We start from the raw sequence: 14136 nt of genomic DNA, 5'->3' as shown, positions 1-14136 counted from the left end.
GACACGGTCTTCATCCCCCCTGGAAGGCTGTCATGATGAACGCCGGACACACGGCGATCACGGCGCTGAGTGCCGCCCTCGTCCTGACCCCCCTCCCCGCCTCCGCGGACGCGGACGTCCCACCGCCTGGGAGCGTCTCCGTCGCGCTGACGACCCTCAGCGGCTCGGGCTGCCCACAAGGGACCGTGATGATCGACTCGCGGGTCGAGTCCTTCACCGTCCGCTACAGCAATTACCGGGCGATGGCCGGCGTAGACCAGCCACCGCGATCCTTCCGGAAGAGCTGCTCGGGCGGCCTGAAGGTCTCACACCCGCCAGAATTCACCTACGGCATCATGAAGGTAAAGCAGGAGGGCTACGGCGAACTGCAAGACGGTGCCTCCGGCTCGATGAGGTCGGCCTTCTCCCACCCCGGCGCACCGGCGGGCAAGGGAAGCGAGCACGTGATTCAGGGCCCGTACTTTCATAATTGGCAGTTCATTGATCAGAGCGATGTCCCCGAAGTACCCGTCAAACCCTGTGACAGCCCCAGCACCATCACCCTCGCCACCGAGATGCGGATCGACGCCGGCACGTCCGACAACTCCAAGACCAGCTACATGGTTCTGGACGACGTCGACAACGACCCGGGCAGCACCTATCACTTCTATTGGAAGCACTGTTGACGGCGTGTACAGCGGGACGTCGCGGCGTACCGCCGCCCGGTGCGTCTCCGTCGGCCTTTCGGTAAAGGAGCCACACCAGACGGCCAGACGTGCCTGCAACGCCCTGCTCCGGCGCGTGCTGGGCGCCGTTGGTGGCCTGCGGGAACGGTCAGCGGCGGCGTAGTGAGGGGTCGAGCAGGGCGGGTGGAGTATCGAACTTCTCGTGCGGGGCAAGGTCGGTGCCGGGTGGGACGATGGCGTCGATGGCGTCGAGGACGTCGGCGGAGAGCACCGTGTCGGCGGCGGCGAGCTGGGAGTGCAGGTGGTCCAGCGTGCGGGGGCCGATGATCGCGCTGGTCACGGCCGGGTGCGCGGTCACGAAACCGAGCGCGAGCTGGATCATCGTCAGACCGGCCTCGTCGGCGACCTTCGCCAGCCGCTCGACCGCATCGAGCCGGGCGCGGTTGGACGGAATGGAGGTGTCGAAGCGCTCCGGCAGGGACTTCGAGCGGTTGGTGGCGATCTCCTGGCCCTCGCGGATCGCGCCGGACAGCCAGCCCGAGGCCAGCGGGCTCCACGCCAGCACACCGAGCCCGTATTGCTCGGTCACGGGTAGCACGTGGGTCTCGATCCCGCGCTGCAGGATCGAGTAGCTGGGCTGTTCGGTGACGTAACGGCTCAGGCGATGCTCGCGGGCGGCCCACTGGGCTTGGACGAGACGGTAGGCCGGGAAGGTCGAGGAGCCGAAGTAGCGGATCTTTCCCGCGCGCTGGAGGTCGGTCAGAGCCGAGAGCGTCTCCTCGTCGCTGGTCGTCGGGTCCCATCGGTGGATCTGGTAGAGATCGACATGGTCGACCCCGAGACGGCGCAGGCTGCTGTCCAGCTCGGTGACCAGCCAGCGGCGGGAACCGCCCTGATGGTTGCGCTCGTCCCCCATCGGCATGGTCGCCTTCGTGGCCAGCACGATGTCTTCGCGGCGGCCGGCGATGGCCTTGCCGACGATCTCCTCCGACTCGCCGCCGCTGTACCAGTCGGCGGTGTCGATGAGGTTGATCCCGCCCTCCAGAGCGGCATCGACGATCGCGATGGCCTCGTCCTGGGTGGTGCGCCCGATCTTGCCGAAGTTCATCGCGCCGAGCACGAGGGAGCTGACCTGCACACCGGTGCGGCCCAAGGTGCGGTATTGCATGACCGTCTTCCTCCGTTGTCTGGTTGCCGGTCCCTCTGCTCTGGCATCATGAGCAAACGGAACCTTGTTCCGAAAAATATAGGGAACGTTGTTCCGTTTAGCAAGCCCGACAGTGAAGGAGACGGCGCGGTGGACGACAGCGACGGGTGCACGGGGCAGACCGCCCCTCGCAAGCGGGCCGACGCCCGGCGCAACGAGAGGACCCTGCTCGACGCCGCCGCAGCGGTCTTCGTGGCCTCGGGCGTCGAAGCGCCGGTGCGCGACATCGCGGCCAGGGCGGGAGTCGGAGTGGCCACGATCTACCGCCACTTCCCGACGCGAGCGGATCTCATCATCGCCGTCTACCGGCACCAGGTGGAAGCCTGCGCCGAGGCCGGTCCGGCTTTGCTGGCGAGCAGTGCGACTCCTCACGCCGCACTGGAGCGATGGATCAACCTGTTCGTCGACTTCCTGGTCACCAAGCACGGACTCGCCGCCGTGCTGCGTTCCGACGAAGCCGGCTTCGACGCTCTGCACGCCTACTTCATCGACCGGCTCGTGCCCGTGTGCGCCCGGTTGCTCGAAGCCGCGGCCTCCGCCGGAGAGATCCGCTCCGACATCGATGCCTACGAACTCATGCGCGGCGTCGGCAACCTCTGCATCGGCGCCGACAGCGATCCCCGCTACGACGCACGTCGGCTGGTCGGACTTCTCGTCGGAGGGCTGCGCCTATCGCGGTGACCGCCGCAGGTTTCGGAACATTGTTCGGGGCTCCACGCGCGCAAATCCGAAACGTCGTTCCGGATGTAGGCCGGGCTTGCTGGTGCCCGTCATGTCGAGCCGCTCGTCTGTGCTTGGCGTGAAGCCATCCAAACCGAGGGCTGGGGGTTAGCGCACCTGCCGGGGGGACGGCGCAGGCGTCCGGGCCGCACTGAATCCCCCCAGGTCACCGGCACTGTCAGGATTCTGTGGCCCGCCGGGCGCGGAGAGCCCTGAGCTTGTGGCGGTTGCCGCAGCGCTCCATCGCGCACCAGCGCCGGGCGCCGGGACGGGACAGGTCGACGAACACCAGCGGGCAGTTGTCGCTCGCGCACTCGCGAATGCGTTCGGAGGACGGCCCGGACAGCAGCTCGATCATCTCCCGCGCCAGCGTCGACAGTGCCTGCGTGGCCCGCACCGGCGGCGCCCACCCCGCGTTCGTGCCGTCGGCGGCCAGTTCGGGGGCCAGCGGCGCCTCGGCCGCGGCCCGGTTGATGGTCGCGACCGCCTCGGCGGTGAGGGGACGATCCGCCGCCCGGTCGTGCGCAGCGTCCCAGATCGCCTGGCGCAGGGCCTTGGCCGCGGTCAACTCACCGGTCGTCACCGGGACGGTCATGACCGCGCCCAGTGGCGGCTGCGTCAACCATTCGCCCAGGTCGGCGGGCTCATGGAGGGATTCGAACACCGCGTACCGGCCCTCGCCGCCCGTGTGGGCGAAGTCCAGGCAGACGGCTCCGGCGTCGAACCGGAACGACCCGCCCTTGGGGTCATGCAACACCCGTCCGGTTGTGCTCGCTCGCATGAACCCACTATAACCGGTGTCGCACATAACCACTATTATCGGTGTCATCGAAGAGGCGGCACATGCCACGCGCTGGACGAGGGTTCCGCCGCCTTCCAGCAGGCATCGGACCCGGCCGATCCGCCGCCGGCCATCACGGTCCACGCCGTCACCGGCTTGGGGTTCCTCGTCGAGATCGACGCCGTCGTGTGACGGCCCGGGGCGGAATCGTCCACCGGTCGTCAGGCCGGCCCGGTCAGGTGCCGACGTAGGCCGCGAGGTGCTCGCCGGTGAGGGTGGAGCGGGCCGCGACCAGGTCGGCGGGGGTGCCCTCGAAGACGATCCGGCCGCCGTCGTGCCCGGCGCCGGGGCCGAGGTCGATCAGCCAGTCGGCGTGGGCCATGACCGCCTGGTGGTGCTCGATGACGATGACCGACTTGCCGGAGTCGACGAGCCGGTCCAGCAGGCCGAGGAGCTGCTCGACGTCGGCGAGGTGCAGGCCGGTGGTCGGCTCGTCCAGGACGTAGACGCCGCCCTTCTCGGCCATGTGGGTGGCCAGCTTGAGCCGCTGCCGCTCGCCGCCGGACAGGGTGGTGAGCGGCTGGCCGAGGCTGAGGTAGCCGAGCCCGACGCCGGCGAGCCGGCCGAGGATGGCGTGGGCGGACGGCACGCGCGACTCGCCGGTGCCGAAGAACTCCTCGGCCTCGGTCACCGACATCGCGAGCACCTCGCTGATGTCGCGGCCGCCGAAGTGGTATTCCAGCACCGATGCCTGGAACCGCTTCCCCTCGCACTCCTCGCAGGTGGTGGCGACGCCGGCCATCATCGCCAGGTCGGTGTAGATGACGCCCGCGCCGTTGCAGCCGGGGCAGGCGCCCTCGGAGTTGGCGCTGAACAGCGCCGGCTTCACGCCGTTGGCCTTCGCGAACGCCTTGCGGATCGGGTCGAGCAGGCCGGTGTAGGTCGCCGGGTTGCTCCGCCGCGAGCCGCGGATCGGGCTCTGGTCGATCGACACCACACCCGCGCCGGCGGGGATCGACCCGTGCACGAGCGAGCTCTTGCCGGAGCCGGCGACACCCGTGACGGCGACGAACACCCCGAGCGGGATGTCGACGTCGACGTCGCGCAGGTTGTGCGCCGCCGCGCCGCGGATCTCCAGCGTGCCGGTGGGCTTGCGCACCGTCTCCTTGAGGACGGCCCGGTCGTCGAAATGGCGGCCGGTGATGGTGCCGCTGGTCCGCAGGCCCTCGACCGTCCCCTCGAAGCAGACGGTGCCGCCCGCCGTGCCGGCCGCGGGACCGAGATCGACGACGTGGTCGGCGATCGCGATCGTCTCGGGCTCGTGCTCCACGACGAGCACCGTGTTGCCCTTGTCCCGCAGACGCAGGAGCAGGTCGTTCATCCGCCGGATGTCATGGGGGTGCAGGCCCGTGGTGGGCTCGTCGAAGACGTAGGTGGTGTCGGTGAGCGAGGAGCCGAGGTGGCGGATCATCTTGACGCGCTGCGCCTCGCCGCCCGACAGCGTGCCGGACGGCCGGTCGAGCGAGAGGTAGCCCAGCCCGATCTCGACGAACGAGTCGAGGGACCGCCGCAAGGTGGTGAGCAGCGGCGCCACCGACGGCTCCTCGACGCCGCGGACCCATTCGGCCAGGTCGCTGATCTGCATCGCGCACGCGTCGGCGATGTTGATCCCGCCGATCCGCGACGACCGGGCCTCCGCGCTGAGCCGGGTGCCGTCGCAGTCGGGGCAGGTGGCGAAGACGACGGCCCGTTCCACGAACGCGCGGATGTGCGGCTGCATCGCGTCGACGTCCTTGGACAGGAACGACTTCTGGATCGCCGGGATCAGGCCCGAGTAGGTCAGGTTGATCCCGTCGACCTTGATCTTGGTCGGCTCCTTGTGGAGGAGGTCGTGCAGTTCCGTCTTGGTGTACTTGCGGATCGGCTTGTCCGCGTCGAAGAAGCCGCAGCCACGGAAGATGCGGCCGTACCAGCCGTCCATGCTGTAGCCGGGGATGGTCAGCGCGCCCTCATTGAGCGACTTGCTGTCGTCGTACAGCGCGGACAGGTCGAAGTCGGTGACCGCGCCCCGTCCCTCGCAGCGCGTGCACATGCCGCCGAGGCGCGTGAAGGTCGCCTTCTTGGTCTGGGTCTTTCCGCCGCCGCGCTCGACGGTGATGGCCCCGCTCGCCCTGACCGAGGGGACGTTGAAGGAGAACGCGTTGGGCGAGCCGATGTGCGGCTGCCCGAGCCGGCTGAACAGGATGCGCAGCAGCGCGTTGGCGTCGGTGGCCGTGCCCACCGTGGAACGGGGGTCGGCGCCCATCCGCTGCTGGTCGACGATGATCGCGGTCGTCAGCCCTTCGAGGACGTCGACCTCGGGCCGCGCCAGCGTCGGCATGAAGCCCTGCACGAAGGCGCTGTACGTCTCGTTGATCATCCGCTGCGACTCCGCGGCGATCGTGCCGAACACCAGGGAGCTCTTGCCCGAGCCGGAGACGCCGGTGAAGACCGTCAGCCGGCGCTTCGGGATCTCGACGCTGACGTCCTTGAGATTGTTCACGCGCGCGCCGTGCACGCGGATCAGGTCGTGGCTGTCGGCAATGTGCGGCGCAGGCGACTGCGTGTCCGTCCTGGTGGCCATGCTCATCGTGTCTCCATCGTGTTCCCCCGGGACCGCCCTCACGGTCTCCGTCAGCGTCGCCTGGCTCGTTCTGACCAGCTCTGAACAGTACTTTTACTTCTCCTCTGCTTCGGCCCGCGGGGCCTTCGGGCTCCGGCGACGCGGCGTCCGGCCGGGGCGTCAGAGCAGCCAGCGGCCGTCGCGCATCAGCTCGCGGCCGGCCAGCTCGTCCGCCTCCCGCCACGCCTGGACGCGGCGCGGGGAGATGCGGAACCAGCGGTACGGCGTGGCCGGCGCGCGCGGGTCGAAGCCGGTGCGCGCCACGAACCGGTCACCCCGCTCCCGCGGCAGCGCGTCGATCTCAAGGACCTCGGCCTCGCCCTCGATCATGGACACGTCGCGGGTACCGCCCAGTGCCAGCCGGACGATTCGGCCGGACGCCAGGTTCCTTCCGGTGGGGCTGTCCGCCGGCGTGGCCACCAGCAGCGCCTCGCCGTCCCAGTCGAAGGACAGCGGGACCAGGTACGGCACGCCGTCCGCCGAGGCCGTGGCCACCCACACATCGATGTCGTGGGTGAGCCGGTGCTCGGTGTCGCGGCGTCGCTCGGCGCGGGAGCGGGGGGCCGGGCTCATCGGTCCTGCAGCAGGCCGAGGACGTTGCCGTCGCGGTCGGCGACGGTGGCCACCAGGCGGCCGTCACCGACATCGTGCGCGGCCTCCTTCACGGTGGCGCCCGCGGCGGTCACCTCGGCCAGCTTCGCCTCGATGTCCGGCACGTGCCAGTAGGCCACCGGTGAGGTCATGCCCTGCGGCCCGCCTCCCGGCACCAGCCCGATGTGCTGGCCCTCGACCTCGTAGCCGACGTAGTAGGGCGCGTCGGCCTGCGGCGGAATGCCGAGCAGGGCGGTGTACATCTCCTTGGACGCCGCCAGGTCGGAGACGGGATGCAGCACGGTCTTGATCCCCTGGGTGGAAGACATGATCACTCCTGAAGTCGTGGGATGGTCCTGCGTGGAGGCGGACGGGACGTCCGAAGATCGACAGCCTGATCGCCGCGCGGCCGGGCCGTCGCGGGACAGGAAGCCCGTCTGCGGGGTGATGTCCATGGCGATCACGCTAGGGGCGGCCCGGTCACCGGCGCTTCTCGATTCCTGATCGGTCTGGCCGGCGATGGGGCCCTGATGATATCGATCTTGGGGCTGACGTCGGCCGGGTGCCGCTCCATGAGCGTGTCGACGCGTCGCGGCCAACAGGCGCCAACTGCCTTCCCATGTCACAAACGCCGGGCCCCTGTCGTCTCGGGTGGCAGAGACAGGTTCTGATCGGGAGGGTGAGGGACATGCGGGTGTTCGTGGCAGGCGGTACCGGGGTTCTGGGGCAGCGGCTGGTGCCGCGGCTCCTGGCGCGGGGCCACCAGGTGACGGCGACGACGACGAGCGCGGCCAAGCTGGACCTGCTGGACCGGCTGGGCGCCGATGGCGTGGTGATGGACGGGCTGGACGCGGCGTCGGTGGGCGAGGCGGTGGCGGCCGCCCGTCCGGACGCGATCGTGCACCAGATGACCGCGATCTCCATGGCGCACGCCGGCAAGCCCGATATGAAGCACATGGATCGATGGTTCGCCCCCACCGTCCGGCTGCGCACCGAGGGGACCGACCACCTGCTGGCTGCGGCCGAGGCGACCGGCGTGCCCCATGTCGTCGCGCAGGGCTACGCCTCCTGGAACGGCATCCGCGAGGGCGGATGGGTGAAGACCGAGGAGGATCCGCTGGACCTGCACGCGGGGACGGCGGCGCACGCGGGGATGGAGGCGATCCGTCACATCGAGGACGTGGTCGGCAAGGCCGGCGGCGCGGTCATGCGCTACGGCGGGCTCTACGGGCCGGGCGCGAGCGACGACCAGGTCGAGCTGGTGCGCAAGCGGCAGTTCCCGCTGGTCGGGGGCGGAACCGGCTACAGCTCGTGGGTGCATCTGGACGACGCGGCGAGCGCCACCGTTCTGGCCGTGGAGCAGAAGGCGGCGGGCGTGTTCAACATCGTCGACGACGAACCGGCCCCGGCGAGCGAGTGGCTGCCCTACCTGGCCGCGTGCGCGGGGGCGAAGAAGCCGATGCGGGCCCCCAAGTGGCTGGCCCGGCTGCTCGCCGGGGAGGTGGCGGTGGCGATGATGACCGAGGGACGCGGCTTCTCCAACGCCAAGGCCAAGCGGGAGCTCGGCTGGGAGCTGCGCTACCCCTCGTGGCGCCAAGGCTTCAAGGAAGGGCTGGCTTGACCCGGACCGAGGAGCTGCGGCCGCTGCTGTTCTCGATCGCCTACCGGATCCTGGGCAGCGTGAGCGAGGCCGATGACGGTGTCGACGCCGTTACGCGGGAATGGACGTATCAGGGCACGGTGGTGGCGGTAGGCGGTCGACGAGACTGACGAACCGGTGCCGTGTTTGGTCAGGTGGGTGGTTGGTAGGTGGCGGCGAGGTGGTCGTGGAGTTCGGCATGGCGGAACTGGTAAATGGGGCCGACCGCTCGTAGGAGGCCGAGGCGGTGGCAGTCGTCCAGGAATGGCATTAGCCGGCGAGGCAAAAGGCCGGCCTTAGCCAGCCGACGTGTAGCGACCAGATAAGCCAGCCAGGCCCGGTGAGTACCGAACGCGAGCCTGGCCCCGAGCCCGAACGTGAGTCCGCCCGCGAGCCCGAACGCGAGCTCGGCCGCGAGCCCGAACGCGAGCCCGGCCGCGAGCCCGATGACGAGCCCGCCCGTGAGGCCGCCTGCGAGTCCGTTGGTGGCGATGCGGAGCAGGTTCAGGGTCCGGTCGGCGCGCCAGCTGCTCATCGGGGTTGTGGCGTGCTCAGCCTGCGCCGATGTCTCCACCCATCGCAAAACCCCGATCGTGAGCCCGCCCACGAGCCCGAAGGCGAACCCGCCCGCGAGGCCGCCCGCGAGGCCGCCCGTGAGGCCGCCCGCAAGTCCGGCCGTGAGCCCGAACGTGAGCCCGGCCGTGAGCCCGCCCGCGAGGTTGTTGCTCATCTCAGCCGAGCGGCGTATGTGCGGGTCGGCATGCCCGGGTGATTCCTTCGCCCATTTTCCTGCTTCGAGGCCGGCTGTGAGCCCGGCCATGATCCCGCCCACCAGCCCGTAGGTGAGCCCGGCCACGGTCCCGAACGCGAGCCCGACCGGGACCCCGAACGCGAGCCCGAGCGTAAGGGCGGTGAGCAGGGCGAGGAGGATCCGGGTCGTGCGGGTGATGGCTTGGGTGGTGGCGGCCAGTCGCCACCAGGCGAAGTCACGGGTTCCTCCGCCGACGCTGGTGGGGGCGTGGGTGAGGTGGTGAGCCAGGTAGCCGAGCCAGAGCCGCACCTGGGCGGGGCTGTGGCGGCGGCGTGGGAGGAATGGCTGGGCCGGGTTGCCACTGGGTCCGCGGATCTTACTGGGGTCGCGGGTCTCGATAAGTCGGGGAATGACCTCGGCGAACAGGTGGGCCCGCAGCTCCGCGGCGGCCGGGAAGCGGGCCGGGTCGGTCAGTGGGGTGGGGTCGGCGTCGCGTGCGGTATAGGCGGTACGTACCAGCCACAGCCCCAGCGGGGTGGCAGCGACGTCCGCCAGCGCCGCCGCGGGCCCGCGGGCCGCTGGACCGGCCGGGGGCGTGTTGCGCAGCGCGGTCAGAATCTGCTGCCAGGCCGGTTGGGGGGCGGGCTGCAGGCAGTGGGTGAGGTAGTCCGCGGCGACCGCGGGGGACAACGGAAGTGGTTCCAGCACGGCGGCGGAGTTCACCACGTCCCCGTCCATCGCGGCGGTGAACTCGGTGGTGCGGCTGGTGAGGACGAGCTGCTCCTCGCCGTCCAGGGCTCGCTTCAACTCCCTGATCACCTTGGCCTGGGCGGGTGGGGACACCTCGTCCAGCCCGTCAAGGATGGGCAGGATGTGCCCGCGCTCGGTGAGGGCTCGCACGATGTCGGTGCCGAGTTCCGGCGAGCGCAGTGCCGGGTAGTCCCGGCGAAGGCGGTCGACCAGCCAGTCGTGCAGCCGGGGGAACTGCACGGTGTCCCAGTCGGCCACCGGCAGGAGCACCGGGACCGGTTCATCGGGGTGCTGGTCGCGGGTGGCCAGCAGGTGCCGCAGCAGTTGCAGCGCCAAGGTGGTCTTGCCCGAGCCGGGGCCACCCAGGATCACCAGGCGGCGTCGCGGGGTGCGGCGGAACCGGTCGGTCAGCACGGCGATGTCGGCGCTGGAGACCCGCCACCCCACATCACCGCCCGGGTCGATGAGGTCGAAGTGATCCATGATCGCTGGCGTGTGCGCACCCGGCGCCGGCGTGCGCCAGCGCACCGGGATCGGAAAAGGGGTACCCAGCGACCGCAGCCGCGCCTCCTCTTTCCACTGCCAGGCCACCTGATCTGCCAGCGTGCCCAAGGCGCCCTGCAGCGCGTCGGAGGTGGGTTCGGCGCGCAGCTCACGCGAGCGTTGGCCGGCCCATCTCAGCGCCAAGACGAGGGGCACCGCAGCGGCGAGCAGGAAGCCCCCGGTCAGTTGGGCGCGGTTCGCCGAGATCTGCAACCCGTCCCTGCCGGTCAAAGGAGCGAACGTCACCGCCGCTAACGCCAGCACCCCGGCCACCGCCGCCAGGACCGCCAGCCACGGCCACCAAGCCCTGCCGTTCCGCATACCGCAATCCTGGAACTGTCGCGCTGCACCGTGTGGCCGAAGTCCACAAACGGCCTCATCCGGGCGAGCAGGCTGAACTCGCCAAGCAGCGCGCGGGCTGCCGATACGGCCCTGCTAGGGGGACGATTCCGTACGAAGGGCTCCGAAGGGGCCATGCTCGTCCTCGAAAACCAACTCGGCGAAACGTTCGCCGATGCGCTGGTGACCGGCGGGAGCGGGGTGGAGTTCGTCGGGAAGGGGCAGTTCCGCGTAGTCGGCTTCGCCGTAGAGTGCGCGGCCGTCGAGGTAGTGCAGGTTGGGGTCGTCAGTGGCGCGTTGCGCGGTGATGCGGGCCAGGGTTTCCCGGATGACGTTGAGCGTCAGCCGTCCGCGCGCGGCCTCCGCCGGGTCGCCGATGGCCCGAAAGAGCAGCTTCGGGGCTTGGAGATCGGGGACGACGGGTCCGGGCGTGTCCTCCTGGATAGGGCACAGGATCGGCGAGACGACCAGCAGCGGCGTGCCGGGATGCCCCTCGCGGACGGTGTCGAGGAAGCCGTGCACGGCCGGCGCGAACGTGCGCAGGCGCATCGAGTCGGTGTTGGCGATGTTGATGCCGATCTTGAGGCTGATCAGGTCGGCGGGGGTGTCGCGGATGGCCCGCGCGGTGAACGGGTCGAGCAGGGCGTTGCCGCCGAAGCCCAGGTTGATCAGTTCCACACCGCCGCGGGCGGCGGCCAGCGCGGGCCAGGTCGCGGTCGGACCGGCGGCGGTCGAGCCGTGGCTGATCGAACTGCCGTGGTGCAGCCATACCCGGCGTCCCTCGTCCGGGACGGGCTCGACGGGCGCGTCGGTGCGCAGCGCGATCAACTCGGTGACCTCGACCTGCGGCAGCCAGATCCGCACGTCCTTGACCTCGGCCGCCAGCCCGGAGAACCGGAGGGTGCCGGGCTCGCCGGGTCGGGTGACCGCGGCCTGCGTGGCCATGTCGATGGTGGTCAGGTTGCCGCCGGGCACGCTGCCCTGACCGGCCGGGCGGCCGTCGACGACCAGGTCGTAGAGGCCGTCCGGCTGGGGCGGCCCGCCCTGGTAGGCCCGCTTGGTGGGGAGAACGTCCAGCTCCACGGCGGTGGCGCGAGTGCGGAAGGACAGCCGCACTCCGGAGGGCTGCGCCTCGGTCCTGGCCAGGGACTCGTCCGGGAACTGCCTGCGGGCGGCTGCGGGCAGCCGGTGCGGCAGCACCCCGTGGGCGGTGCGTTCCAGCTCAAGCGCGCCGCGCAGGATGCGCATGTCGATGGGGATGGTGATCCACTCGGTCATATCGTCCTCCTCCCAGGATGCCTTGCGGCCGGCGCACGGCTCACTTGATCACCTTGTCGATGAAGGCGCTCAAGTTGGCCAGGATGCGGGCGATCCTCTCGTCTACGGAGAGGGTTTCGTCGAAGTCTCCCCCGGCGGATGTCCGCTTCCTGCCTCGGACGAAGAGAGAGCAGGCCAGGTCAGCGCAGAAGTACTGCCCGACCGTGTTGCCCTGGCGTCCGGCCTCACCAGTACGGCGCGCGCTCATGAGCGCCACGCCGCCGCTGGTGTGCGTGGTCAGGCACAGCGAGCACATGCTGCGCGCGGTGAATCCGCGCGCGGTGCCGTTCACCGCCCGCAGCGCGATACCGAGAAGACGGCCGTCGCGTTCGGCGACCAGGTAGGCGCGCTCGGGGGCGCCAGGATCTCGCCAGCCGAGGAAGTCCAGGTCGTCCCACGGACGCTCCTGAAGGTCTTTGGGGACGTCCAGACGCCGCGCCTCCCCCTTGGAGCAGTTGACGAACGACCTGCGAATGTCACTCTCAGTGATTGGCTTCATGTCCGGCGAGGCTAGCCCACCTAATATAATTAGGCAAACGACTGATTCACCTAGTTTGGACGGGAGGCCCCATGGCGCGCCCAGGCATCACCGCCGAACGTCTCACCCGGACGGCGGCGGAACTGGCCGACGAGATCGGCTTCGACAAGGTGACCGTCTCCGCGGTCGCGCGCAGGCTCGGCGTCAAGGACCCGAGCCTGTACGCGTACATCGAGAACGCGCGGGAGCTGAAGGTGCGGGTGGCGCTGCTGGCCTTGGAGGAACTGGCCGACAAGGTCGCCGACGCACTGGCCGGACGCGCGGGCAAGGACGCACTGGTCGCGTTCGCCAACGCCTACCGCGCCTACGCCAAGGAACACCCCGGCCGATACGCCGCGGCCCGGTTCGAGCTCGATCCAGAGACCGCGGCCGGCAGCGCCGGGCCCAGGCACGCCGGGATGGCGCGGGCGATCCTGCGCGGCTACGACCTTCCAGAACCCGACCAGACCGACGCGGTGCGCTTCCTGGGCAGCATGTTCCACGGCTATGTGAGCCTGGAGACGGCGGGCAGCTTCGGCCACACCGCCCGGGAGACCGACGCCTCCTGGGCCTGGGCACTGGACACCATCGATTTCGCCCTCAGAAACCACCCCGCCGCACAGCAAAATGACCGAAGCACGGCCGTGAGTCGTCTTGCCGGTCCGGTCGAGACCGTCCGCCCAGATCCACCTGGCCCCGACCGGCGCTGACGTCCGATCAGAACGCGGTATCGAGGCGCTCACTGGGGTCAAGAAGGCCCATCGGCGCAACCTGGGGTGGGATGCCCCGACGCGTGCCTCTGGGGAGGTGTCCAGTCCGTCCGCCGCAGCTCGTACTCGACCTCGCCGTGCTCGGTGCCCGGGAGCGGATCGTCAAAATGCAAATGAAAGGTTCGCACGTACCTGAGACCGGCTTTTTCCAACACACGGCGGGAAGCGAGGTTGACCGCCATGGTCTGGGCCCACACCCGCTCCACCCCCAGCTCGGTGAATCCCTTCCGGATCAGCGCCCGCGCCCCCTCGGTGGCGTATCCCCGGCCCCAGACCGACGCCTTGAGCCGATAGCCCAGTTCTACGTCCACGACGCTGCCGTCCTCCGGCGGCTGGAGGGCGAGCCAGCCCACAAACTCTCCCGTGGACCGCTCAAGCGCGGCCCAGCGCCCCGCCGGTCCCCGGTCGTAGTCGCGCAGGATCCTGGGCAGCACCTCCTCCTCGATCTCAAGGCGCGGTGTCGGCTCGCCGGTCAGGAAACGCATCACCTGGGGGTCGCTGTCCAGCAGGACGAGCTCGTCCACGTCGGCCTCGGTGAACCAACGGAGCACCAGCCGTTCCGTCTCCAGAAACACTTTCACCAGCTCCGAGGCGGTCATATCCCAAGGAGAACCCACAACGACTCTCCAGCTCCCACGACTGAGCCTTTCAGCAGGCGGTGGCCTCGCGTAGTTGAAGGGTGTGGATGGCCTTGGCGATGCGGCCCGCGCGCCAGGGGCAGCAGCGCAGCTTGCGCAGGATGCGCCATGCTTTGGGCCAATGCCATTTAGTTAAGCTTGTGTCCTCCAGTATCCACATATCCACAGTTGAGGTTGTGGGTTTCGTTGTTGGGCAACGGCTGTGAGCTGGGGCTGCTATTTTTCGGCTATGGCAGATCCTGGCAA

14 protein-coding genes and 1 pseudogene are annotated in these 14136 nt (G+C 69.8%); 5 read left to right on the top strand and 10 right to left on the bottom strand.

The window, feature by feature from the left end:
• Positions 1–32: 32 nt before the first annotated feature.
• Positions 33–665: a DUF4360 domain-containing protein gene (locus E1298_RS16260; RefSeq protein WP_131894022.1), complete on the top strand. Its 633-nt coding sequence runs from the start codon at positions 33–35 to the stop codon at positions 663–665.
• A 148-nt stretch (positions 666–813) separates the two neighbouring features.
• Here the strand turns inward: E1298_RS16260 and E1298_RS16255 are convergent, their stop codons facing one another.
• Positions 814–1833: an aldo/keto reductase gene (locus tag E1298_RS16255; protein ID WP_131894020.1), complete on the bottom strand. Its 1020-nt coding sequence runs from the start codon at positions 1831–1833 to the stop codon at positions 814–816.
• Between the two features lie 129 nt (positions 1834–1962).
• On the opposite strand from E1298_RS16255, the gene E1298_RS16250 reads away from it, so the two are divergent.
• Positions 1963–2553 (top strand): TetR/AcrR family transcriptional regulator, encoded by a 591-nt coding sequence (locus E1298_RS16250; protein ID WP_243725616.1) that lies wholly within the window; start codon positions 1963–1965, stop codon positions 2551–2553.
• 217 nt (positions 2554–2770) lie between these two features.
• Here the strand turns inward: E1298_RS16250 and E1298_RS16245 are convergent, their stop codons facing one another.
• The 4 genes from E1298_RS16245 to E1298_RS16225 form a co-directional block, all read right to left on the bottom strand.
• A complete protein-coding gene (locus E1298_RS16245) occupies positions 2771–3373 on the bottom strand; it encodes a CGNR zinc finger domain-containing protein (protein WP_165975488.1) in 603 nt (200 codons plus the stop codon).
• Positions 3374–3608: 235 nt separating this feature from the next.
• Positions 3609–6002, bottom strand: a complete 2394-nt coding sequence (locus tag E1298_RS16235; protein ID WP_131894014.1) for an ATP-binding cassette domain-containing protein — start codon at positions 6000–6002, stop codon at positions 3609–3611.
• Between the two features lie 153 nt (positions 6003–6155).
• A complete protein-coding gene (locus E1298_RS16230; protein WP_131894012.1) occupies positions 6156–6608 on the bottom strand; it encodes a pyridoxamine 5'-phosphate oxidase family protein in 453 nt (150 codons plus the stop codon).
• The gene (locus E1298_RS16225; RefSeq protein WP_131894010.1) at positions 6605–6955 is read right to left on the bottom strand and encodes a VOC family protein; all 351 of its coding nucleotides are present in this window, start codon (positions 6953–6955) and stop codon (positions 6605–6607) included. Before E1298_RS16225 ends, E1298_RS16230 begins: the two co-directional genes overlap by 4 nt.
• Before the next feature lie 359 nt (positions 6956–7314).
• Here E1298_RS16225 and E1298_RS16220 point away from each other — a divergent pair, with 359 nt between their 5' ends.
• Both E1298_RS16220 and E1298_RS48135 read left to right on the top strand, forming a co-directional pair.
• Positions 7315–8247: an NAD-dependent epimerase/dehydratase family protein gene (locus E1298_RS16220; protein WP_131894041.1), complete on the top strand. Its 933-nt coding sequence runs from the start codon at positions 7315–7317 to the stop codon at positions 8245–8247.
• Positions 8244–8396: a hypothetical protein gene (locus E1298_RS48135; RefSeq protein ID WP_165975487.1), complete on the top strand. Its 153-nt coding sequence runs from the start codon at positions 8244–8246 to the stop codon at positions 8394–8396. Before E1298_RS16220 ends, E1298_RS48135 begins: the two co-directional genes overlap by 4 nt.
• A gap of 20 nt (positions 8397–8416) precedes the next feature.
• On the opposite strand, the gene E1298_RS51195 is transcribed toward E1298_RS48135, so the two are convergent.
• The 3 genes from E1298_RS51195 to E1298_RS16205 form a co-directional block, all read right to left on the bottom strand.
• Entirely contained in the window at positions 8417–10630 is a 2214-nt protein-coding gene (locus tag E1298_RS51195) for an NACHT domain-containing protein (RefSeq protein WP_131894008.1), read from the bottom strand.
• 114 nt (positions 10631–10744) lie between these two features.
• A complete protein-coding gene (locus E1298_RS16210; protein ID WP_131894006.1) occupies positions 10745–11926 on the bottom strand; it encodes a GDSL-type esterase/lipase family protein in 1182 nt (393 codons plus the stop codon).
• A 40-nt stretch (positions 11927–11966) separates the two neighbouring features.
• Positions 11967–12464: an FBP domain-containing protein gene (locus E1298_RS16205; protein ID WP_131894004.1), complete on the bottom strand. Its 498-nt coding sequence runs from the start codon at positions 12462–12464 to the stop codon at positions 11967–11969.
• A 71-nt stretch (positions 12465–12535) separates the two neighbouring features.
• Between E1298_RS16205 and E1298_RS16200 the strand changes: the two genes are divergently transcribed.
• Positions 12536–13192 carry a TetR/AcrR family transcriptional regulator gene (locus tag E1298_RS16200; RefSeq protein ID WP_131894002.1) on the top strand — a complete coding sequence of 219 codons (657 nt, stop codon included), beginning with the start codon at positions 12536–12538 and terminating at the stop codon, positions 13190–13192.
• A 38-nt stretch (positions 13193–13230) separates the two neighbouring features.
• Here the strand turns inward: E1298_RS16200 and E1298_RS16195 are convergent, their stop codons facing one another.
• Both E1298_RS16195 and E1298_RS50375 read right to left on the bottom strand, forming a co-directional pair.
• The gene (locus E1298_RS16195; RefSeq protein ID WP_131894000.1) at positions 13231–13851 is read right to left on the bottom strand and encodes a GNAT family N-acetyltransferase; all 621 of its coding nucleotides are present in this window, start codon (positions 13849–13851) and stop codon (positions 13231–13233) included.
• A gap of 49 nt (positions 13852–13900) precedes the next feature.
• A pseudogene (locus tag E1298_RS50375) lies at positions 13901–14136 on the bottom strand (hypothetical protein); the annotation flags it as partial.

Source organism: Actinomadura rubrisoli, assembly GCF_004349215.1.
GTDB lineage: Bacteria > Actinomycetota > Actinomycetes > Streptosporangiales > Streptosporangiaceae > Spirillospora > Spirillospora rubrisoli.
Note: the sequence above shows the minus strand (reverse complement) of the source record. Positions and strands in the feature narration are given on the sequence as shown.